Below are 21,335 nucleotides of genomic sequence, written 5' to 3' on the forward strand. Positions count from 1 at the left end.
GGCGCAGCCCCTCTACGCCAGAATCCGCTGTAGGAACTGTCGGGTGCGGGGCTCGGTCGGGTTCGCGAGAACCTGCTCGGGTGTCCCGCGTTCGACGACGATGCCGTTCTCGAGGAACAACACCTGATCGGCCACCTGCTGGGCGAAACGGATCTCGTGGGTGACGATCACCATCGTCCATCCTTCTGCGGCAAGGCCTTTGATGACGCCCAGTACTTCGCCGACCAGTTCGGGATCGAGCGCGGAGGTCGGCTCGTCGAACAGCATCAGCTTGGGTCGTAAGGCGAGGGCTCTGGCGATTCCGACGCGTTGCTGTTGGCCACCGGAAAGCTGGAACGGGTACTGATCTGACTTGGCGTCGAGGCCGATCTGGTCGAGGATCGCGTGTGCGTCGCGAGTGGCGTCGTCCTTGGACCGCTTCTGGACGATCACCGGTCCCTCGATGATGTTCTGCAGCACGGTCTTGTGGGGAAACAGATTGTGGCTCTGGAACACCATGCCGCTCTGCGCGCGGAAGTGGCGCAGTCGCGCGGCGTCCACGGGCTCGGCGAAGTCGACCGACACGTCGCCGATGCGGATCAGGCCGGCATCGGCTCGGTCGAGAGCGTTGAGCGTTCGCAGCACTGTGGTCTTGCCGGAGCCGGACGGCCCGATGATGACGGTGACGGTGCCCGACGGCACGGTGAACGAGACGTCCTTCAGTACCTCGATCGGTCCGAACGATTTCTTCAGTGCGGATACTTCCAGCAGGTCTGTCATTTCGCCACGTACCTGTCGAGTCGGACTTCGAGTTTACCTTGGAAGAACGAGAGAATTATGCAGATCACCCAGTAGTACAGGGCGGCAACGGAGTACAGCGTGAAGAAGTCGAACGTCGGAGCCGCCGCCAGCTGCGCGACGCGCAGCAGTTCGGTCACCAGGATGGTCGATGCCAGCGAGGTGTCCTTGACCAGCGAGATCAACGTGTTCGACAGCGGCGGCACGGCGGTGCGCAGTGCCTGCGGAAGCACGATGCGCTGCAACGTGGTTCGGTAACCCATGCCGATCGTCTGCGCGGCCTCCCACTGGCCCTTGGCCACGCTCAGTATCGCAGCGCGAATGACTTCGGCCGCGTAGCCGCCGACATTGAGCGAGAACGCCACGACGGCCGCCGGAAACGGCGAGATCACGATGCCGAACTGCGGCAGGCCGTAGAAGATGATGAACAGCTGCAGCAGTAGGGGAGTGCCGCGAATGATCGAGACGTAGAACCGGGCCACTGCGGCGAGGGGCTTGATCGACGAGATCCGGGCGAGTGCCACGGCCAGCGCGATGACCAGTCCCACAACGAAACTGACGGCGGTCAGCGGGATCGTCATGGTGACCGTCGCCTTCAGCATCGGCCACAGGTTGTCGAGTACCAACTGCATCTTCGACGGCGCAGTGGTTCCTGCGTCCTCGCTCACCGGTGCCGCGGTGTCGGAGGTCGGTGCCGCGACGTCGCTGCCGAAGTACTTCTTCGAGATCTCGGCGATGGTGCCGTTGTCACGGAGGGTGTCGATCGCCGCGTCGACCTCGTCCATCAGGCCACTGTTCTTGCGGGCCACGAAGGACTGCAGCGTCGTGTCGCCCGTGTTTCCGGAGACCCGCACTCCCGTGTCGCCGGTCTGCTGCAGGTATTCCGCGATGGCGAGCGAGTCGTTGACGGTGGCGTCCACCCGGCCGTCCTTGACGAGCGCGACCGCTTGGACGAATCCCTCGACCGCCTCGACGTTCGCGCCCGCGTCTGCAGCGACCTCGGCCCAGTTGCTCGTCGACGATTGGGCGGTGGTCTTGCCGGCCAGATCGGCCGTCGAGGTGATCGTGGTGTTGTTCGCGGCGGTGAGAATCTGGCCTTCGGACACCGTGTACGGCTTGGACAGGTCGTAGGTCGACTGCCGGGCGGGGGTGATCGACACCTGGTTCGCGATCAGGTCGAAGCGTTGCGATTGCAGCCCGGCGAAGATCGAGTCGAAGGGGGTCTGCACGAAGTCGACGCGGACGCCCAGTTCGTCGCCGACCGCGTTGATGACGTCGATGTCGTAGCCGGTGAGTTGGCCGTCCCCGCCCTGATAACTGAACGGGCTGTACGTGCCCTCGGTGCCGACGACGAGTACACCGTCGTCGCGCACTCGGTCCAGGAGGGATTGCGACGACGAACTACACCCGGACAATCCGAGTATGCCGATCAGAATCGCGACCAGAACCAGAGTGGATCTGCGCACCATCTAGGCCTGCTTTCGCTGTAATGACGAGTGGAGAAAAACCTACCCGTCGATCTCCAGTTCCGCTGACACGACGACGGTGTTGTTCATCGGCAATGCGGCCGCTCCCAGCGCAGTCCGCGCATGCGCACCGATTTCGGGTCCGAAGATCGCCAACACCAGATCAGAGAACCCGTTGACGACGGTGGTGGTCTGAGTGAAGCCGTGATCGGCATTGACCGAGCCGGTGACGGTCAGCCACGCGCTGATTCGATCGAGATCTCCGATGGCACGGGCGAGGCTGCCCAAAACCGCGAGGGCGGTGTCACGCGCGGCGTCGGTGGCGGCGTCGAGGTCGACTTCGGACGGCACCGCACCGAACGGACCGGCGAGGGTTCCGTCCGGTGCGAGCGGCGAATGACCCGAGACGAAGACTCGGTTGCCGCGCACGCGAACCCAGTCGAAGGAGAACTCGAATCCCGGTGGTGCGCTCGGTTCACCGGGCAGCTCGAAGCCGAGTTCGGCGATGCGACGTTCGATCTCCATGGACGAAAATCCTGTCAGACCGCAACGCCGTTGATGGTGCGAACCGTCCATCGGGTGCCGTCGTGTTCGAGTGTGGACACACCGGCGTTGAGTATTCGGGGGGAGTGTCGTCGACGGATGGCGTCGAAGATGGCTCGAATGACGCCGCCGTGGGCCACGGCGATCACCGCGGAGTCCGGATAGCGCGAGGCGATCTCGTCGACGGCTCGCACACCGCGCACGATCAGGTTCGAACGCGGCTCCAAGCCCGGGTACCGGCCGTCCGGCCAGTGCGAGTACGCGTCCCAGTCGGTGAATCCTTCGGCGTCGCCGAAGTGTCGTTCGGCCAGATCGGGAAATTCGACGGTGCGGGTCAGGCCCAGGTGAGCGCCGATGATGTCCGCGGTTTCCGAGGCCCGGATCAGCGGCGAACTGATCAGGTGATCCCACGTACGGAACTCCAATTGGTAGCCGGCCTCACGGGCCTGAGCACGGCCGGTGTCGTTGAGAGGAATGTCCGAAGAGCCCTGTAGACGCCCGTGCAGATTCCAGTTCGTTTCACCGTGCCGAACCAGTGCCAGAAAAGTCATAGTGAGCGGAGAATATCCCAGAGTTACCAGGGAGTACGGTCGATACCGAGATAAGCGAACGAGCACGGAGGATTGTCGATGAATCTTGCCCTGACAGAAGAAGAGGCCGCGTTCCGCGACGAGATGCGGACGTTCTTCACCACGAAGATCCCCGCCGAGATTCGCGAGAAGAACGCGACGGGTCAGGAGTTGAGCAAGGACGAGGTGGTTACGACCATGCGAATCCTGAACGAGAACGGCCTGGCTGTGCCGCACTGGCCTGCTGAGTTCGGCGGGCGCGACTGGACCGCTGTCCAGCGGCACATCTGGCTCGACGAAATGCAGCTGGCCTCGGTACCCGAGCCGCTGGCGTTCAACGCCTCGATGGTCGGCCCGGTCATTGCGACCTTCGGCTCGCAGGAGATCAAGGAGAAGTTCCTGCCCAAGACGGCGAACCTCGACATCTGGTGGTGTCAGGGGTTCTCCGAGCCCGAGGCCGGATCCGACCTGGCGTCGTTGCGCACCACTGCCATCCGCGACGGTGACGACTACATCGTCAACGGCCAGAAGACGTGGACCACTCTCGGCCAGTACGCCGACTGGATCTTCGCGTTGGTACGCACCAACCCCGATGCACCGAAGAAGCAGGCCGGAATTTCGTTCCTGCTCATCGATCTGAACACCCCCGGCATCGAGATGCGTCCCATCAAGCTGGTCGACGGCAGCGTCGAGGTCAACGAGGTGTTCTTCGACAACGTCCGCGTCCCGGCCGAGAACCTCGTGGGCGAGGAGAACCAGGGCTGGAGCTACGCGAAGTTCCTGCTCGGCAACGAGCGCACCGGCGTCGCCCGCGCCGGACACACCAAAGTTCGACTGGGACAGGCGAAGAAGCACGCCGCGCAGACGAAGGTCGGCACCGGGACGCTGCTCGAGGATCCACTGTTCGCGGCCAAGCTGGCCGAGGTGGAGAACGAACTGCTCGCCCTCGAGCTCACCCAGTTGCGGATGGTCTCGAGCTCGGACGACGGCAAGCCGAACCCGGCATCGTCGATTCTGAAGCTGCGGGGTTCCGAATTGCAGCAGACCACAACCGAATTGCTGATGGACATCGCCGGGCCGGACTCCTTGCCCTACGAGGCAGGCGAGGACATCGAGAGCGACGGTTGGGCGCAGCGGTCGGTACCGAACTACCTCAACTATCGCAAGGTCTCGATCTACGGCGGCTCGAACGAGGTTCAGCGCACCATCATCGCGTCGGCGATTCTCGGACTGTAAGGGAGCATCTGAAGACATGGATTTCGAACTCAACGAAGAGCAGAAACTGCTGCGCGACACCACCCGTGAGGTTCTTTCGCGCGCTTACGACACCGAGAAGCGCAACAAGATCGTGGCCGGTGAGCTGGGGTGGAGCACCGACGTCTGGAAGCAACTGGCCGAGGTCGGTCTGCTGGGTCTGACGTTCAGCGAGGACGACGGCGGGATGGATGCCGGTCCCGTGGAGATCATGGCGGTCATGACCGAGGTCGGACGCCGGCTCGCGCCGGAGCCCATTCTCGACGCCGTTCTCGTGCCCGGCGGGCTCATCTCCGAGCTCGGCTCAGCCGATCAGCGCAAGCGACTTCTGCCACCCGTGGCCGAGGGCTCGTCGATGTTGGCGTTCGCGCACAACGAATCCGGCAGTCGCTGGCCCAACGTCGAGGTCGCCACCACGGCGACCGAGGACGGTGGATCGTGGTCGATCAGCGGCGTCAAGAACCCGGTTCCGCACGGCGGCAGCGCTGACGTCATCGTCGTCAGTGCCGTGCTTCCCGGCGGTGGAACCGGATTGTTCGTCGTCGACGGCGACGCGACCGGGCTGACCCGCAAGTCGTACGCCACCCACGACGGGCAGCGCGCCGCGCAGATCGAATTCTCCGACGTTGCTGCAGAACCGCTGGGTTCGGCCGAGAACGCAGCCGCTGCGATCACCGGTGCCGAGGTGCGCGCACAGGCCGCACTGTGTGCCGAGGCAGTGGGAGCAATGGAGGAGGCGCTGCGGCTGACCACCGATTACCTCAAGCAGCGCAAGCAGTTCGGGGTTCCGCTGGCCAAGTTCCAGGCGCTCACCTTCCGTGCGGCGGACATGTACGTGCTACTCGAGCTGGCCCGCAGCATGAGCCTCTACGCCACGATGTCGTTGGCGGACGGCAATGTCGACACGACCATCGCCTCGCGCGCCAAGCTGCAGATCTCGCGTTCCGGTCGCAAGATCGGCCAGGAGGCAATTCAGCTGCACGGCGGAATCGGCGTCACGGCCGAATATCCCGTCGGGCACTACACCAGTCGGCTCGTGGCCATCGAGCACACTCTCGGTGGGGCCGACGAGCACCTGCGCATCCTGTCGGACAAGGTCGGCGATCACGACCTCATCGGAATCTGATCCGGTAGAAGAACACGGGCCCGGCCACCTCGTCCAGGTGGTCGGGCCCGTTGTCGTCTGTCGGACGCGTCAGCTACCCGAATCCGCCTGCACCACAAGGTCGGCCACAGCCGCGGGGTTCGAGACCAGGATGGCGTGCGAGCCCGGCACCTCGGTCACCCGGGCGCCGGCCCGCTGCGCCATGAACCGCTCGGCCGACGTCGGGATGATCTGATCCTGCTGGGGGATCAGCGCCCACGACGGCGTATGCGCCCAGGACGGCGGACCGCTCGGTTCGAGCAAGGCACCGGCAGCGATGGTCTTCTGGTGCGCCGCCATGCGGGCGGCCTGCTCCTCGGTGACATCGGGGGCGAAGAACGGACGGAAGAGCGCGGGCGTGATGTACGAGTCGACGTTCTTGCCGATCAGGTTGGTCGAATCGTCGACGATCGACAGCCCGATCACGGGTGGGACCAGAGCCGTCACGGGGAATCGGAACGGGTCGAGTTCGAGGGCGACGGGTTCGCCTTCGACCGGCATGAACGCCGCGACGTAGACCAGAGCCTCCACGTTGTCCGCGTGCACGTTGCTGATCACCGTGCCGCCGTAGGAATGGCCGACCAGCACCACGGGCCCGTCGATGTTCTCGACGACGTCGGTCACCGAGGCCGCATCGATCGCGGGGCCGCGCAGTGAGTTCTCGGCGGTGACGACGGGGTAGCCGCAGCCGCGTAAGTTGGCCGCGACACCGTCCCAGCTGGTGCTGTCGGCGAAGGCACCGTGCACGAGGACAACGGTCGGCAGGCCCTGCGCAGCGGCCGGAGCCACCCCGATCCCGAGCATCGTGCCCACGGTCAGTGCCGCGGCTGCGAGCAGGGAGGTCCACTTGGAAGACGTCATGTTCTCAACCTGCCACACGCCAGGAGTTTCCACGGTGTTCACCGTCCGGATTCGACCAGCTTTTTCTCAGTGAACGCTCGTATGCTTGGCTTGTGGCAGTGGCGTTCGCCCGACCGGGTGATCGTGAAACGGTAGGTCCGATCGTGAGCGAGAGTTCGATGAAGTCTCGGATGGCCGAGTACCCACGTCCCCATCACTGCTTGTTGCACATCAGCGACACGCATCTCGTCGACGGCGGCGGTCGCTTGTACGGCGGCGTGGACAGTGAGTTGCGGCTCGAACAGGTGATGACCGATGTTCGGAACTCGGGGGTGCGGCCCGATGCGTTGGTGTTCACCGGTGATCTGACGGACAAGGGCGAGGCGGGCGCCTACGAGAAGCTCCGCGCTCTGGTCGAGCCGGTGGCCGAGGAGCTCGGCGCGCAGATCGTCTGGGCGATGGGCAATCACGACGACCGCGCGACGTTCCGTCGGACCCTGCTCGACGCCGAACCGAGCGGGCAGTCCATCGATCGCGTGCACGACGTCGACGGGCTTCGCATCGTCACCCTGGATACGACCGTCCCCGGAAAGCATCACGGTGAGCTCGCCGACGAGCAATTGGCCTGGCTCGCAAACACTCTCGTAACCCCTGCCGAGTTCGGCACGATCCTGGCGATGCACCACCCGCCGGTACCGACCGTGCTCGATCTCGCAGTTCTGGTCGAGCTCATCGATCAGCCGCGCCTGGCGGACGTGCTGCGCGGCAGCGACGTGCGATCGATACTCGCTGGACATCTGCACTATTCGACGACAGCGACGTTCGCGGGCATTCCCGTCTCGGTCGCGTCGGCCACGTGCTACACCCAGGATCTCAATGTCCCCGCCGGCGGGTTGCGCGGTCGCGACGGAGCCCAGGGCTACAACCTGGTTCACCTCTACGACGACACCGTCGTCCATTCGGTGGTACCGACGGGCTCGTACGACACTGTGGGAGAGGCAGTGTCGGCAGAGGAGACCGCGCGTCGGCTCGACGCAGCGGGAGTGACCATTGCCGACAGCGCCCGTCGAAAGTTGTTCAGCGACGCCTAGTTCTGGGTGCGTTCCCAGGGGGCGACGATGGGGAAGTACTTGTCCAGGAACTGCGTCACGGTGCGCGTGCGCAGATCGAGGTCGACCTCCGGGAAGCTGCCGTCGTTGAGGCAGAAGAAGTCGACCGATCTTTTGGGCAGCAGCTTCTCCATCAACTCGAGACCCGCGACGGACGTGGTGTCGATGTACCGAACCTTCGCATCCTTCTGGACCACGGCGCGTCCGCTCATCAGCGCGTAGTAGTGGTACAGCGAATTCGTGACCGAGATGTTCGTACTCGCGCGGAATGCACTGGCAGCGGTGGAGGCGAACTCGTCGGGGAACTCGTTCTCCATTTCCTGCATCACGCTGCGGCGCAACGGCGTTGCCGCATGCTCGAGGTGCCGGGTGGTCGTCATCCCGAAGCGGTCCTGCAGGATCCGACGGTTCACGCGTGCCGCGTTCTCGAAGCCGCTGCGGTCGGCGTCGCTGTAGCCCAATCCGATTCGCGTCGTCGCCTCGATGAACATGCTGATTCCGCCGGGGGAGAAGAACATCGACGGGCTGACGGGGCGACCGAAGAACATGTCGTCGTTCGAGTACAGGAAGTGCTCGGACAACCCGGGGATGTGGTGCAGCTGGCATTCGACGGCCTGCGAATTGTGCGTCGGCAGTACGGAGGTATCGACGAAGAACGCCTCGCTCGGCACGAACGTCACCTTGGGATGGTCGGCGAGCCACGCCGGCCTCGGTGAGTCGGTGGCGACGAAGATGCGCCTGATCCACGGCGCGTACAGGTGAATCGACCGCAGTGCGTACTTCAGTTCGTCGATCTGCCGGTACCGGGCGGCCGAATCGTCGCCTTCGCCGACGACGTAGTTCGCCATCCGGCGGGCGCGTTGAGCCTGGAATTCTGCGGACGAACCGTCGACCCACGAGAACACGATGTCGATGTCGAAATTGATGTCCGACGCGTGGTCGGCGAACATGTTCTCGATGGTCGGCCAGGTTCGGCCGAAGCGCTCGACGGTGCCGCGGACGGCCTCGTCGGGCCGGATGTTGCGGCGAGTGAGCGAGTTCTCGATCGGCAGCACGATCTCGGACGGTGAGAACGACCACAGCTCGATCTGCACCGCGGTCGATGCGCCGTAGTAGAGCCCGCTGAACGGCTCGACACGTGGGCGGTAGAGCCGCACGATGCGCGCGTTCGACGACGGCGACAAGGTGCCATCGGCTACCAGTACCGCTTTTCCGCGGGCGTCGACGGTCTTGGAGTAGAAGGGCTCGGCGCGGCAGGCATGCACCAGGGCCGTGGTCAGTGCCTCGCGAGCGGCCAGTTCTATGGCGATGACGGGACGCTCGTCGTTGCCGCGCACCAGTAGGTACTTGATCCGCGCGGCGTCGAGCACGGCGCGCACGAACAGCAGATCTTCGACCATCGCCTGGTGCGGGGTGGTCGAGGTGATGGTCAGTGCGTAGCGGCCGTCGTGGCTGACGACGTCGGACCGTTCGCTCAAGCGCGCGGCGGCAGCGTCGGATTCTCGGGTGACGGCATCGTTGGTCTCGTGCTCCGGTGGAACGAGGTAGATATCGTGCGGGGCAGAAGACGAGGTGATGACGTTCCTTCCGGAGTGTTCGCGCTGGCCGAGGAACCCCGGTGCCGTCTCAGTCTAGTGCAGGTGCGGTGCCTTGCGGACGCGCTGCGGTAGAACCCTGCTCGCTGCGACCAGGCCCAGTGCGATACCGACGGCGTCGGCGAGTGCGTCGGCGGCCGATCCGGAGCGACCGAGCGGCAGGATCGCCTGCAGGAACTCCGATACCACTGCGAACGCCGACACCCACAGTGCGGTGCTGACCCAGCCGACGCCGGCGAGTCGGGAGGTGTAGGCGAGAGCAGCGAACAGGATGCAATGAATGATCTTGTCGCTGTGCTGAAAGCCGGAAGGCACCCCGGACGCGGGGGTGAAGAGAACGATCAGCGCGACGACGAACGTGACGGCCAGGGGAATTCGGTACGTCGACTGCGAGATCACTGCGAAGAGTTTACCGGCGCTGCAGCACCACCACTGTGTCGATTCGCTCGTCGCCGTCCGGCGTCGTCCGGGTGCGGTGTTCGGCGTGGATCACCTCGAACCCGTCGCCCGCCGCAGCGACGACCGGTTCCGGTGCGAACAGTCGGTGCTTGGCCGGATGCTGCGAGGCGTGGCTGTCGCTGGGACTGTGCCCGACGATCAGTAGACGGCCCTTCGTCGCGACCGCCGCGGCGAACCTGCGGGTGGTCAGTTCCAATTCGTCCGGCGGCACCTGCAAGAAGTGCACCGACACCAGATCGAACGCCGCGGCCGGGGGAGTCCAGTCCAGAACGTCTTCCTGACGCCAATCCACCGCGAGCGTCTGTGACCCGAGTGCCTGCTGTGCGGCGCGAGCGCGGCCGAGAGCCACATCGGAGATGTCGACGCCGGTCACGTTCCATCCTTCGCCGGCCAGCCAGAGTGAGTCGGCACCTTCACCGCAGCCGATGTCCAGGGCGCGGCCCGGAATCAGCTCGGACGCTTCCTGTACCAACACGGCGTTGGGATTTCCGCTCCAGATGGCGGTGCGTTGGTTGTAGAGGTTGTCCCAGAACGATTCGTCGAAGGCACCGTTCTCGAAATCCGGTTCCGGGTGGGTCGGGTCGGCTGGATGAGTGTGCGCAGGTGTGTGGTCGGCCATGGTTCGAGACTGCCCGCTGTCGTCCCCGAGCGCAAACGAATTTGCTCATTCGGCAAAAATAGGCCTTGGGTAAAGTAATCCGTCATGACCGAACCGGAACGCGAAGTACTGACGTGGGAGACCTTCGGAGACGCCTCGCGCGATCTGACGAAGAAGATCGTGGGCGACGGGTTCGTTCCGGATATCGTCATCGCGATCGCCCGCGGCGGACTCATCCCTGCCGGTGCCATCTCCTACGCCATGGGCGTCAAGGCTGCCGGCACCCTCAACGTCGAGTTCTACTCCGATATCGAAGAGACCCTGCCTGATCCCGTTGTGCTCGAACCACTTCTGGATACCGACGCGATCGTCGGCAAGAAGCTGCTCGTGGTCGACGACGTCGCCGATTCCGGCCGCACCCTGGCGCTGGTGATCGATCTACTGAAGGCGCACACGGCCGAAGTGCGGTCGGCCGTGATCTACACCAAGCCCAGAACCATTGTGCAGCCGGACTACTCGTGGCGAGAGACCGACAAGTGGATCAATTTCCCATGGTCCACGTTGCCGGTCATCACCTGAGTTATTCGGTGGAGACGTCGATCAGCACTTTGCCGACGGTTCCGTTCTCCACGGCGTCGTGAGCAGCCGCGGTCTCGCTCAGCGGGAAGCGGTGCAGAGGGAGGCCGGTGGCTTCGCCCACCTCCAGCACACCTGCTGCCGCCGCTGCGCTGACGTCCGCCTCGGCGTTGCGCAGAGCCTCGTCGCCCACGGTGTAGAGCAGCACGAACTGGTAGCGAGTGTTGAGCACCATGTTCGGCCGGACGTCGAGGGTGATGGTGTCGCCGCCGTTGTTGGCGTAGACGGCTACGGATGCTCGGTTCGCTCCCACGGCCGCGTTGAGTGCGGCGTTCTGTGCGGGAGCGACCTCGACCACCAGATCGATTCCGCCGGGCACCAATTCGCGGATGTCAGCGGCGGCGTCTCCGGTCTTGTAGTTCACCACGTGGTGCGCGCCGGCAGCGGTGGCCAGTGCGCCCTTCTCCGGTCCGCTGACGGTCGTCACCACGGTCGCGCCTGCCCAGCGGGCCAATTGGATCGCGGCATGGCCGACGGCACCGGCGCCACCGGCGACGAGAACCGACTTGCCCTCCAACGCCCCGGGATGCAAGCGAGACGGGCCGTCCTCCGACACCGTCAATGCGCGGTGTGCCGTCATCGCGGGTACGCCGAGGCTCGCGCCGACGTCGAAGCTGACGCCGTCGGGCAGAGCCACCACACGGGACGCGGGAAGGTTGGTGAACTTCTGCGCCGTTCCGGTCGGGCGCTGATGCTGGGCCAGGTACACCCAGACGCGATCTCCTACGGCCAGCCCCTCGACTTCAGGGCCCACGGCGTCGATCACTCCGGCACCGTCCTGGTTCGGAACCACCTCGTCGAACGCCAGCTTCTCGCCCGGTCCGGAACCGGTCCTGTTCTTCCAGTCCGTCGGATTGACGCCCGAGACCACGACGCGCACGCGCACTTCGCCTGCGGCCGGCTCGGTCACCTCGCGATCTTTCGGTTCGAGGACGGACGAATCGCCGGTGCGGGTGTACACAATTGCTGGAGAAGTCATACCGGGTTCAACGCGCCTGGAGGGCCCCGATGTTCCCTTCGCGGCAATCGGGGTATGCATGGCTGGCTATCAGTGCTCGACGAAAGAGGCGTACTCGATGAACCACAACGACCTGCTGACCGACGCGTTCGGCCGGATCAAGGAACTCGTTCACTCGGTGTTGGACGACATCCCCGCTGCCGCGTTGACCTATCGGCCCGACGCCGATGCCAACAGCATCGCGTGGTTGCTGTGGCACCTCACGCGGGTGCAGGACGACCACATCGCGGGTGTGGCCGGGAGCGAACAGGTCTGGACGTCGGACTCGTGGTTCGAGCGTTTCGGATTGCCGTTCGACAAGTCCGACATCGGGTTCGGCCAATCGTCCTCCGACGTCGCTCAGGTCACCTCGAGCGCCGAGTTGTTGCGCGAATACCACGACGCCGTGCACTCGAAAACCGTTGCGTACCTGAGCGGTATCTCGACCGACGATCTGGACCGGATCGTCGACGAGAACTGGGATCCGCCGGTCACGTTGGGTGCGCGCCTGGTGTCCGTGGTCTCCGACGACCTTCAGCATGCCGGGCAGGCGTCGTACGTTCTCGGCCTGTACACCCGGCAGGCCTAGCCGTCAGGCGTAACGCTTCTGCAGGTTTTCCAGCGTCTTTCGGATGTTGCGACGCTGGAACTGCGGGAACGTCTTGCCGCTGGTGACGATCTTGTCGAACACGAGCGCCAGGGCATCGGGCCATTTCGTTCTGTCGTCGGTCCAGGTTTCGGTGACCTTTGTGCCGCCCGCGACCGGCTCGAAGTCGTATCGCCAGGTTGCGTTAGCGCCCTTGATCTTCGGAGCGCTCTTACCGATGGCGTGGACGCGGAACTCGAAGGTCTTGCCCGGGTCGGCTGCGGTCACGGTGCAGCGAGTGATCCACTTCGCCCGGCCGCGCTTGTTGGTTCCGTCGAATACCATTCCCACGTAGGCGCTCTCGCGAGGATCGTGCACGGTGGCACCGGTATTTTCGGGACTCCACCGGCCCATCTTGGTGGGGTCGCTGATCGCTGCGTAGAGGGTGTCGGCGTCGGCGTTGACAACGACGCTGTCGGACACTGTGAACTCGCGGCTCATGAGGATGCGCCGTTCTTCAGGCCTGGATGAATACGAGTGAGCATGGGCACCAACAATGTACGCGGGGTGATCTGGGCGAAGATCGATCCGATGCGGTTGGCGGGCCCGGGGATCGACACCATCCGTCCCTTGGCCATGTCGTCGACGGCGGTCTTGGCCACCGTTTCTGCCGACACCCACATGATCGAAGGTAGTGCCTTCTCGGCGTCGTCTTTCGCGAAGCCCGCGGCCTCGCCGAAACCGGTCTGTACCGGTCCTGGGCACAGCGCGGTGGCTGTCACTCCCGTTCCGCGCAGTTCTCCGGTCAGAGACTGGGTGTAGGAGAGAACGAACGCCTTGCATGCGCCGTAGCCCGCTTGGCCGGGAAGCGGCTGGAACGCGGCGGTGGAGGCCACGTTCAGCAGAGCTCCGCGTCGTCGCTCGGTCATGCCGGGGAGGAAGCGAGTGCAGAGATCGGCGACGGCAACCACGTCGACCTCGATCATGTTCATCTCTGCTTCGGGGTCGGATTCGACGACCGGGCCGAGCGTCGACAGCCCGGCGTTGTTCACCAGGATGTCCGGTATCAGTCCGAGTTCGGTGATGCGCCCGAGCAATTCGGCGCGGGCGGTGCGATCGGACAGGTCTGCTGCGAGCACCTCGGCGCGAACTCCCCGCGAGCGGAGCTCGTCCGCAAGCTCGTCGAGCTTGTCGGCGCGGCGGGCGACGAGGGTGAGTCCGTGACCTCGGGAGGCGAGTTCGCGAGCGATGGCGGCACCGATTCCGGAAGACGCTCCGGTCACGACGGCAGTCCGGTCGGGTGCGGGGCGAGGAAGGCTCATGCCTCCACCGTAGCGAACGCCCGCTGTGCAGCGCATTTGAATCCGGATGAGAGGTTAGCCTAGGGTTACTTTAAAGTCCCTTTGCTTGTCGAAAGGTAACCATGTTCTCTGTTTCACCGACCGGTCGACGGACTGCGCGCCGCGCAACCCTGCTGTCCGCGCTCACGGTGTCGGCCCTTGTGGTCGGTGCGTGTTCGAGTACCGATACCGCTGAGGAACCACAGGCGGGCAGCGACTTCGCGGCCGTCACCATCGATTCGGCGCTGGGTCAGGCCGTCATCACCGAGAAGCCGGAGCGCATCGTGACGCTCGGGCAGGGTTCGGCAGAGACGGCGATCGCGTTGGGTACCGTCCCGGTGGGCGTCGAGGAGTATTCCTGGGGTGCCGACGACACCGGCTACCTCCCGTGGGTGCACGACGCGGTCACCGAATTGGGTGCCGAGCTTCCTCAGCAGTTCACGGGCGGAACCGAATTGAACATCGAGGCCGTCGCGGCTCTCGAACCGGATCTGATTCTGGCACCGTGGTCCGGCGTCACGCAGGATCAGTTCGACAAGCTCAGTGCCTTCGCCCCGGTGGTCGCCTACGAGGAGAAGCCGTGGACCACGACGTGGCAGGACCAGATCACCGTCATCGGCAAGGCCATGGGCGAGGAGCAGAAGGCGGCGGATGAGATCGACAAGATAGAGGACCGCTTCGCCGACGCTGCCGCCCAGCACCCCGAGTATTCGGACGTGAGCTTCTCTTACATCTACAACACCGGCCCCGGAACGCTCGGAGTGTTCCTCGCCGACGAGCAGCGCGTCGCGATGGTCCGCGGCCTCGGGCTGCAGGTCGATCCGGTGGTGAACACGCTCGACGAGACTGAGGGCACCGACTCATCGGTGATCGGCTTGGAGAACGCGAATCTGTTGAACGACTCCGATCTGATCTTCACCTTCTACTCAGATCCGCAGAACCGCACCGACACAGAGAATCAGCCTGCGTACAAGCAGATTCCGGCCGTGTCCCGTGGGTCGGTCGTTGCGCCGACGGATCAGTCCTTCGTCACCGGGTCGTCGATCATCAACCCGCTGACAGTGCCGTGGGCACTCGAGCGATACGTGCCGATGATCGACGAGGCTGTTGCGAAGGTCGACGCCGGCATGTCTTCGACCAATTGAGCGGAGCGTAGAAGAGACGGTTGATCTCGACCCCATCGAGTCCCAGACCCGCAGACGGTGCAGAAAGCCCACGGTGGTCTACTCGAATCAATCTGTTGAGCAATCTCTTCCAGCCCCGCACCGTGTTCTCGGTGCGGGGCTGGTGTGCGTTCGAGGGGACTATGCGATGTGGGGGCCTGCTCGGGCGTGAGATTGCCGGGGTTCTCGGTACGGGTCGACGGATGCCGGCGGTACGAACCAGGGGTGCTGATCGGTGCCGATGAACACTTCCCACTCGGAGTGGTGGATGAGTCGGTGGTGAAATCCACACAGGAGGACGAGGTTGTCCATATCGGTGGGGCCACCATCGGCCCAGTGCCAGATGTGGTGACCTTCGGTCCAGGCGGCGGGTTTTCCGCAGCCCGGGAACGCGCAACCGTGATCGCGGGCAGTCAATGCTCGTTTCTGTTTCGCGGTGACGGTCCGGGCGGTGCGGGCGAGGTTCAACGGGTTGCCGTTCTCGTCCATGACGATCGCGGTGAGAACACAGTCGCAGGCGAGTTGGCGGGAGGTGTTGCGCGAGAGTGGTCCCATCCAGGGCAGCCACCCGACGGTGGTGCCATCGCCGAACAGGTCCCGATACGCGCTGCGATCCTGGCTCGGTCCGACAGCGCTGCCGGTCTGGAGTTCATCCGCCGCGTCCGACTCGGTCAGGTCGGAGTGTATTGGGTCGGAGTGGATCGGGTTGCCGGCGTCGATGTCCACCGGGTCGGCTGGATCGGCGTTGTCGGATTCTGCTGCTGTGCGGGTGGTTTCGTCGTCGGTGATGTCGTCGGTGTTCTGACCGCTCAGGCTGTGGAGGTCCTGCAACCGGATGTGCAGGTTGATGTGCGGTCTTTCGCCGCCTTCGGTGGGGCGATCCTTGGTAGCAAGGTAGTGGTCGAGGATCTGCCCGAATGCCTCGGCGCGTCGCCTCGCGGGACTGCGTTCGTCGGGGGTGCCGTCGGCTGCGGGCCGGGGTTCGGTCAGCGGTGAGAGTGCGGTGAATAGCTTTTCTGCGGTGACGGCATCGAAGTCGGCTTTGAGGCAGAGGCGTTGGTTAAGCATCTTCGATGCGAACAGTTCGTTGCGGTCGGTGTCCTCAGGGGGCGGCTTGTCGCTGCCGTAGGTGTCCTCGAGTTTGGTGATCGCTTCACGGATCTTGTCGGTGCGTGCCCCGGGCCCGGTGGCGGCGGTGATCATCGCGGTGCGGGCGATATCGCGACCCTCTTGCGGGAGGTTCTTCGGTGGTGTTTCGGCGAAGGTGAGGATCAGGGCGGCGTGGTCGACGGACATGCTGCCGGTGTTCACAGCGTCGGCGATGTCGGGGAAGTTCTTCAGTCCGCGGGCGAGGGCGACGATCTTGTTCGCTTTGCTGGGGGTGAGGAGGGTGGTCGAAGTCAGCCAACCGGCGGGCCCGGGGAAGCCGAGTTTCTCCCGCGAGACGCGGGTGTCGATCTCGGCGACCAATGCGATCCGCCGGGCTTCCAGCAATTGGATGTCGTGGGAGACCGCGGCAGCGTCGGCGAGCAGTTCTGCTTCGCTCAGTTGCCAGATCTCCGTGGTCATAGGAAGAAGTGTATCGAACGTGCGTTCGATACGCAATGATGGTGCAATCGAAAACTATTGCTGTGCATAAGGATTCGATAATCCGAACCTGTCGGTGGCGCATGGTAAAGGCTCGATCTCTCCGGCGACCGCACAAGACCGCGATACTTCGACGAGAAGTACACCCGAGCATCGGTGCATGTGGACCGGACCCATCGACCCCGAACGTTGCCCGAGTGCCGAGCCGGGGTGAGACGTCAAATTCTGCGGCGGTGTGATCTCGCGATGACGATTCGGTGCGGAGCGCAATGCCCCCAAGAGTCCGCTCGGTATCGCCGACGGCGACGCCCGAACCTGCGCTCGAGCGATCTGCCAATTCTGCTGCTCTACTCAGTTGTTCTGGGATCCTCTGTGCGCGGCGGACTGAATGCACTGTCGGCTGCGACAGGTGGAACACGCTCGGTCCTCGTGGCAGCGTCTCAGCCGGCGTGGTGGGCGTCGCGCAGTCGGTGCCCACGACGCCGCGCAAGGCAGGGCTGATCTCACTGCCGCCGAGCCTCCTCCCGAGTCGATGCTCGCGATAGTCGAGGGCGCGTCAGTACACCTCGCGTTGGCGTTCCTGTTCCAGCACCTGCTCGAGGTCGTTCAATCGGTTCATCGACGACACCTGTCGCGCGGTGCGGTGGTTCAGTGCCAGCATCTCGCGGTGTCGGTGGACGAAGGCCCAGTAGCCCGCGGTGAAGGGGCAGGCGTCGTCACCCAGCCTCTTTTTCGGATTGAATTCGCATGTGCCGCAGTAGTCGGTCATGCGGTTCAGGTACGCCCCACCCGAAGCGTAGGGCTTGGTGGCGATCAGTCCACCGTCCGCGTGCTGGCTCATGCCGATGACGTTCACCGGCATCACCCAGGCAAATCCGTCGACGAAAGCCGTGGCGAACCACTCGGTCAGCGCTCGTGGGTCCCAGGCATGTTGCAGCGCAAAGTTTCCCAGGATCATCAGCCGCGGAATGTGGTGCACCCAGCCGCGGTCGCGTACGCCGTCGACGGTACTGGAGAGGCACTTCGCGACCACCGCATCGCCGTCCAACTCGAGAAGCCAATCCGGTAGTGGCTCATGGGCTTCGAGTTTGTTCCGTTCGAGGTACTCCGGCCCCATATGCCAGTAGAGGTGCCACACGTATTCGCGCCAGCCGAGGATCTGCCGAACGAAACCCTCCACGCTCGCCAGCGGGGTGCCGTCGCGATGGGCGTCCTCGGCGGCGTGCGCCACGTCCAACGGTTGCAGCAGACCGAGGTTGAGCGGGACCGACAACAGCGAGTGCGACATCGTCCAGTCGTCGGCCATCACCGCGTCCTCGTATTTGCCGAAGTCGTCCAAGCGGTAATTGACGAAGTGCGACAACGCTTCCGACGCCTCAGAAGCAGTCACCGCAAACACGCGAGGCCCGTCCACACCGACGGTGTCCAGCTCCCACGAATCGAGATCGGCACGCACCTCGTCGTCGATGGCATCCTCGGTCGGCCACCACGGTTCTTCCACGCCCAGGGTCAGCCGTCCCTTAGGGGGTGGCGACTGATTCTCGGCGTCGAGGTTCCATTTGCCAGAGACTGGGTCGGCACCGTCCATCAGCACATCGAATCTCTTGCGCTGCTCGCGGTAGAACGTCTCCATGCGAAAGGTGCCGCGCTCGGCCGCCCAGTCGGCGAACTCGGCCCGGGGGAGCGCGAACATCGGCGTCGGCAGAATTTCCGAGACCAGACCCTCCTCGTGCAAGGCAGCGACGAACTTCTCCGCCGCATGCGAGGTGGGCTCGAACACCACCACGGGCTTGCCGTACTCGGCCAGGGCTTCGCGATACGTCTCGGTCTGCAGATAAGTGACGCGATCACCCAGCTCGTCGGCCAGATGACGCATCCCCGACAGCACGAGATGGAGCTTCTGTCGGTGGTATCGCCGGCGTCGAAACACGCGCCGGGACTCGATCATCAGCACGTCACGCTCGGCATGCTCGTCCACAGAGTGGAAGTGCGGGCCGAGCTGATCACCGAACAACCACAGAGCGTCCATTCTCGGAGTGTTCTCCCGCAGCGACGACGGCAAACCAGCGTCCGCAGCATGGCCGGCTGGTGAACACTGTGGCCGACCCAGGCGCGCCTTACTTGACCACCGACGATCCATCGCATGGACTGACCCGATGCCCGCTGATTCTGCGCTGTCCAGAAGAACGTTTCTTCGCTCGTCGTCGGTGGCCGTTGCCGTGGCCGGAGTCGTCACGACACTGCCCGCGGTCGCCCACGCCCAGGGCAGCGACCGAGGCTTTCTGCACGGGGTGGCATCGGGAGATCCGTTGCCCGACGCGATCATTCTGTGGACCCGCATCACCCCTACGCCCGACGCCACCCCGGGCTCCGGCGTCGGCCCGCAGGTATCGGTGACCTGGCGCATCGCCCGGAACGTGGACATGAGCGACGTCGTCGCCTCCGGAACCGTCTCCACTGGCCCCGACACCGATCACACCGTGAAAGTCGACGTCGACGGCCTCAGCGCAGACACCACGTACTTCTACGACTTCCGGACGAGCGACGCGGCATCGGCCGTCGGCACCACGCACACCGCCCCGGCCAACGATGCCGACATCGATGCGGTGCGTTTCGGCGTCGTCTCGTGCTCCAACTGGGAATCGGGGTACTTCGGTGCCTATCGCCACCTGGCAGCCAGGGGAGACCTCGACGCCATCGTCCATCTCGGCGACTACATCTACGAGTACGAGACGGGCGGCTTTCCGGGGCGCGACGGCGTAGTCCGGCAGCATTCGCCCACCCACGAGATCGTCACCCTTGCCGACTACCGCCAGCGGCACGGTCAGTACAAGTCCGACCCGGATCTGCAGGCCGCCCACGTCGACGTTCCGTGGATCTGCACGTGGGACGACCACGAGTCGGCCAACGACGCGTACGACGGCGGCGCCGAGAACCACACGCCGGCCACCGAGGGCGATTGGTACACGCGCAAGGCCAACTCCGAGAAGGCCTACTACGAGTGGATGCCGGTCCGCGCAGCAGGCACTGCCACCAACCGTCACCTGTACCGCAGGCTGCGGTTCGGCAACTTGCTCGAACTCTCGATGCTGGATCTGCGCACCTACCGCTCGCAGCAGGTGTTGCCGTTCAACGGCCCCGAGGTCGATTCACCGAACCGCACCATCACCGGTGCCGAGCAGATGCAGTGGCTCACCGACGGCATCGTGTCGTCGCCGACGCAGTGGAAGATCGTCGGCAACCCGGTGATGATCACGCCCACTCTGATCCCACCGCTCGATCGAGACGCAGCCGAGGCCGTCACCTCGCTCCTCGGAATCCCGGAGGGCGGCTTGCCCTACAACGCAGATCCCTGGGACGGCTACACGGCCGACCGCCGCAAGCTGCTCGGTGCGATCGTGGACGCAGGCGTCGACAACACCGTCTTCATCACCGGCGACATCCACTCCGCTTGGGCCTGCGAGGTACCCCTCGACGCAGCGCACTACGCAACGACGGAACCGGCTGCCACCGAGCTCGTCGTCACCTCGGTGAGCTCGGCCAACATCGACGATCTGACGCACACTCCGCCGCACACGCTGGGCCGGGTCGCCGAGGAAGCGTTCAAGGCGCTCAACCAGCACGTGAAGTTCGTCGACCTCGACAGTCACGGTTTCGGCGTCTTCGAGGTCACCAAGACGGCGGCTCGGATGGACCACTGGTTCCTCACCGCCAAGGAGGATCCGCGGACCGGCGTGTACTGGGGAGCGGGCTACACCGTCGACTCCGGCACCCAGCGGCTTCGGGCGGCGGCACCGCCACTGGGCTGACCCGCCATACTGGACGACGTGGCTGTACCGAAAATCGTCCTGTTCTACGTGTTCACTCCATTGCCAGATCCCGAGGCGATCCGGCTGTGGCAGCAGACGCTGGCCGCGTCCAACAACCTGACCGGACGCATCCTCATCTCCGAACACGGCATCAACGCGACGGTGGGCGGCGACGTCGACGACGTCAAGAGGTACGTCCGCGGCACCCGCAGCTATCCGGCCTTCAAGTCGGCCGACATCAAGTGGTCCGACGGGCTCGGCAACGACTTCCCGCGATTGAGCGTGCGAGTGCGCGACGAGATCGTCACGTTCGGAGCCCCCGGGGAACTGAAGGTCGACGCCGACGGCGTGGTCGGCGGTGGCACTCATCTGAGTCCGGAGCAGGTGCACGAGCTCGTCGATTCCCGTGGCGACGACGTGGTCTTCTTCGATGGCCGCAACGCCTTCGAGGCGCAGATCGGCAAGTTCAAGAACGCGGTGGTGCCCGACGTCGAGACAACGAAAGACTTCGTGTCCCAGCTCGATTCCGGTGCCTACGACCATCTGAAGAAGTCGCCGGTGGTCACGTACTGCACCGGGGGAGTGCGGTGTGAGGTGTTGTCCTCGCTGATGGTGGCTCGCGGGTTCGAGGAGGTCTATCAGCTCGACGGCGGAATCGTCCGGTACGCAGAGACTTTCGGCGACGACGCGCTCTGGGAGGGCTCGCTGTTCGTGTTCGACAAGCGGATGGCGCAGAACTTCTCCGACCACACCGCCGTCATCGGTCGCTGCAGCGCCTGTGGCAATCCGACTTCGCGGTACCAGGACTTCGACGGTGATGCCGGCCGTGGTTTGCGGTTGATCTGTCTCGACTGCGCCTGAGT

The 21,335-nt window shown here is 64.6% G+C and carries 21 protein-coding genes; 8 read left to right on the top strand and 13 right to left on the bottom strand.

The genetic code is table 11. The features are described 5' to 3' along the window. Positions 1-12: 12 nt before the first annotated feature. The 4 genes from CH268_RS21210 to CH268_RS21225 are packed head-to-tail and all read right to left on the bottom strand — an operon-like array spanning position 13 to position 3,337. The gene (locus CH268_RS21210) at positions 13-759 is read right to left on the bottom strand and encodes an amino acid ABC transporter ATP-binding protein (RefSeq protein ID WP_094665810.1); all 747 of its coding nucleotides are present in this window, start codon (positions 757-759) and stop codon (positions 13-15) included. Next, positions 756-2,246: an ABC transporter substrate-binding protein/permease gene (locus CH268_RS21215; protein ID WP_094665811.1), complete on the bottom strand. Its 1,491-nt coding sequence runs from the start codon at positions 2,244-2,246 to the stop codon at positions 756-758. The genes CH268_RS21210 and CH268_RS21215 overlap by 4 nt, the downstream gene beginning before the upstream one ends. A gap of 39 nt (positions 2,247-2,285) precedes the next feature. Beyond that, complete coding sequence (locus CH268_RS21220) at positions 2,286-2,768, bottom strand: RidA family protein (RefSeq protein ID WP_094665812.1); 483 nt, start codon at positions 2,766-2,768, stop codon at positions 2,286-2,288. 14 nt (positions 2,769-2,782) lie between these two features. After that, a complete protein-coding gene (locus CH268_RS21225; protein ID WP_094665813.1) occupies positions 2,783-3,337 on the bottom strand; it encodes a histidine phosphatase family protein in 555 nt (184 codons plus the stop codon). A gap of 78 nt (positions 3,338-3,415) precedes the next feature. On the opposite strand from CH268_RS21225, the gene CH268_RS21230 reads away from it, so the two are divergent. Then, positions 3,416-4,591 carry an acyl-CoA dehydrogenase family protein gene (locus CH268_RS21230; protein WP_094665814.1) on the top strand — a complete coding sequence of 392 codons (1,176 nt, stop codon included), beginning with the start codon at positions 3,416-3,418 and terminating at the stop codon, positions 4,589-4,591. A 16-nt stretch (positions 4,592-4,607) separates the two neighbouring features. Further along, entirely contained in the window at positions 4,608-5,735 is a 1,128-nt protein-coding gene (locus tag CH268_RS21235; protein WP_032375479.1) for an acyl-CoA dehydrogenase family protein, read from the top strand. Positions 5,736-5,804: 69 nt separating this feature from the next. On the opposite strand, the gene CH268_RS21240 is transcribed toward CH268_RS21235, so the two are convergent. Then, on the bottom strand, positions 5,805-6,614 hold the full coding sequence (locus CH268_RS21240) for an alpha/beta hydrolase (protein ID WP_094665834.1): 810 nt from the start codon (positions 6,612-6,614) through the stop codon (positions 5,805-5,807). A 158-nt stretch (positions 6,615-6,772) separates the two neighbouring features. Here CH268_RS21240 and CH268_RS21245 point away from each other — a divergent pair, with 158 nt between their 5' ends. Continuing rightward, positions 6,773-7,684, top strand: a complete 912-nt coding sequence (locus tag CH268_RS21245) for a phosphodiesterase (protein ID WP_094665835.1) — start codon at positions 6,773-6,775, stop codon at positions 7,682-7,684. Here the strand turns inward: CH268_RS21245 and CH268_RS21250 are convergent. The 3 genes from CH268_RS21250 to CH268_RS21260 form a co-directional block, all read right to left on the bottom strand. Continuing rightward, a complete protein-coding gene (locus CH268_RS21250) occupies positions 7,681-9,180 on the bottom strand; it encodes a stealth family protein (RefSeq protein WP_027497987.1) in 1,500 nt (499 codons plus the stop codon). The two genes, CH268_RS21245 and CH268_RS21250, sit on opposite strands and share 4 nt — an antisense overlap. A gap of 153 nt (positions 9,181-9,333) precedes the next feature. After that, positions 9,334-9,696, bottom strand: a complete 363-nt coding sequence (locus tag CH268_RS21255; RefSeq protein WP_048315843.1) for a VanZ family protein — start codon at positions 9,694-9,696, stop codon at positions 9,334-9,336. A gap of 10 nt (positions 9,697-9,706) precedes the next feature. Beyond that, a complete protein-coding gene (locus CH268_RS21260; protein ID WP_081701651.1) occupies positions 9,707-10,375 on the bottom strand; it encodes a class I SAM-dependent methyltransferase in 669 nt (222 codons plus the stop codon). Between the two features lie 84 nt (positions 10,376-10,459). On the opposite strand from CH268_RS21260, the gene CH268_RS21265 reads away from it, so the two are divergent. After that, entirely contained in the window at positions 10,460-10,933 is a 474-nt protein-coding gene (locus CH268_RS21265) for a phosphoribosyltransferase (protein ID WP_094665815.1), read from the top strand. A 1-nt stretch (position 10,934) separates the two neighbouring features. On the opposite strand, the gene CH268_RS21270 is transcribed toward CH268_RS21265, so the two are convergent. After that, on the bottom strand, positions 10,935-11,969 hold the full coding sequence (locus CH268_RS21270) for an NADPH:quinone reductase (protein WP_094665816.1): 1,035 nt from the start codon (positions 11,967-11,969) through the stop codon (positions 10,935-10,937). Between the two features lie 97 nt (positions 11,970-12,066). Between CH268_RS21270 and CH268_RS21275 the strand changes: the two genes are divergently transcribed. Further along, complete coding sequence (locus tag CH268_RS21275) at positions 12,067-12,576, top strand: mycothiol transferase (protein ID WP_094665817.1); 510 nt, start codon at positions 12,067-12,069, stop codon at positions 12,574-12,576. A 3-nt stretch (positions 12,577-12,579) separates the two neighbouring features. Here CH268_RS21275 and CH268_RS21280 read toward each other — a convergent pair whose 3' ends face one another. Continuing rightward, positions 12,580-13,074 carry an SRPBCC family protein gene (locus tag CH268_RS21280; RefSeq protein WP_027497982.1) on the bottom strand — a complete coding sequence of 165 codons (495 nt, stop codon included), beginning with the start codon at positions 13,072-13,074 and terminating at the stop codon, positions 12,580-12,582. Beyond that, the gene (locus CH268_RS21285; protein ID WP_094665818.1) at positions 13,071-13,895 is read right to left on the bottom strand and encodes an SDR family NAD(P)-dependent oxidoreductase; all 825 of its coding nucleotides are present in this window, start codon (positions 13,893-13,895) and stop codon (positions 13,071-13,073) included. The genes CH268_RS21280 and CH268_RS21285 overlap by 4 nt, the downstream gene beginning before the upstream one ends. A gap of 101 nt (positions 13,896-13,996) precedes the next feature. On the opposite strand from CH268_RS21285, the gene CH268_RS21290 reads away from it, so the two are divergent. Further along, on the top strand, positions 13,997-15,058 hold the full coding sequence (locus CH268_RS21290) for an iron-siderophore ABC transporter substrate-binding protein (protein WP_094665819.1): 1,062 nt from the start codon (positions 13,997-13,999) through the stop codon (positions 15,056-15,058). 159 nt (positions 15,059-15,217) lie between these two features. Here the strand turns inward: CH268_RS21290 and CH268_RS21295 are convergent, their stop codons facing one another. Then, complete coding sequence (locus CH268_RS21295; protein ID WP_094665820.1) at positions 15,218-16,645, bottom strand: HNH endonuclease signature motif containing protein; 1,428 nt, start codon at positions 16,643-16,645, stop codon at positions 15,218-15,220. Between the two features lie 574 nt (positions 16,646-17,219). Beyond that, complete coding sequence (locus CH268_RS21300; protein ID WP_063216010.1) at positions 17,220-18,692, bottom strand: cryptochrome/photolyase family protein; 1,473 nt, start codon at positions 18,690-18,692, stop codon at positions 17,220-17,222. A 127-nt stretch (positions 18,693-18,819) separates the two neighbouring features. Between CH268_RS21300 and CH268_RS21305 the strand changes: the two genes are divergently transcribed. Continuing rightward, the gene (locus CH268_RS21305; RefSeq protein WP_094665821.1) at positions 18,820-20,472 is read left to right on the top strand and encodes an alkaline phosphatase D family protein; all 1,653 of its coding nucleotides are present in this window, start codon (positions 18,820-18,822) and stop codon (positions 20,470-20,472) included. Positions 20,473-20,490: 18 nt separating this feature from the next. Next, positions 20,491-21,333 carry an oxygen-dependent tRNA uridine(34) hydroxylase TrhO gene (gene trhO, locus CH268_RS21310; protein ID WP_032385049.1) on the top strand — a complete coding sequence of 281 codons (843 nt, stop codon included), beginning with the start codon at positions 20,491-20,493 and terminating at the stop codon, positions 21,331-21,333. Positions 21,334-21,335 lie beyond the last annotated feature (2 nt).

The sequence above is a fragment of the Rhodococcus sp. 06-1460-1B genome (assembly GCF_002258475.1).
GTDB classification, from domain to species: Bacteria; Actinomycetota; Actinomycetes; order Mycobacteriales; family Mycobacteriaceae; genus Rhodococcoides; species Rhodococcoides fascians.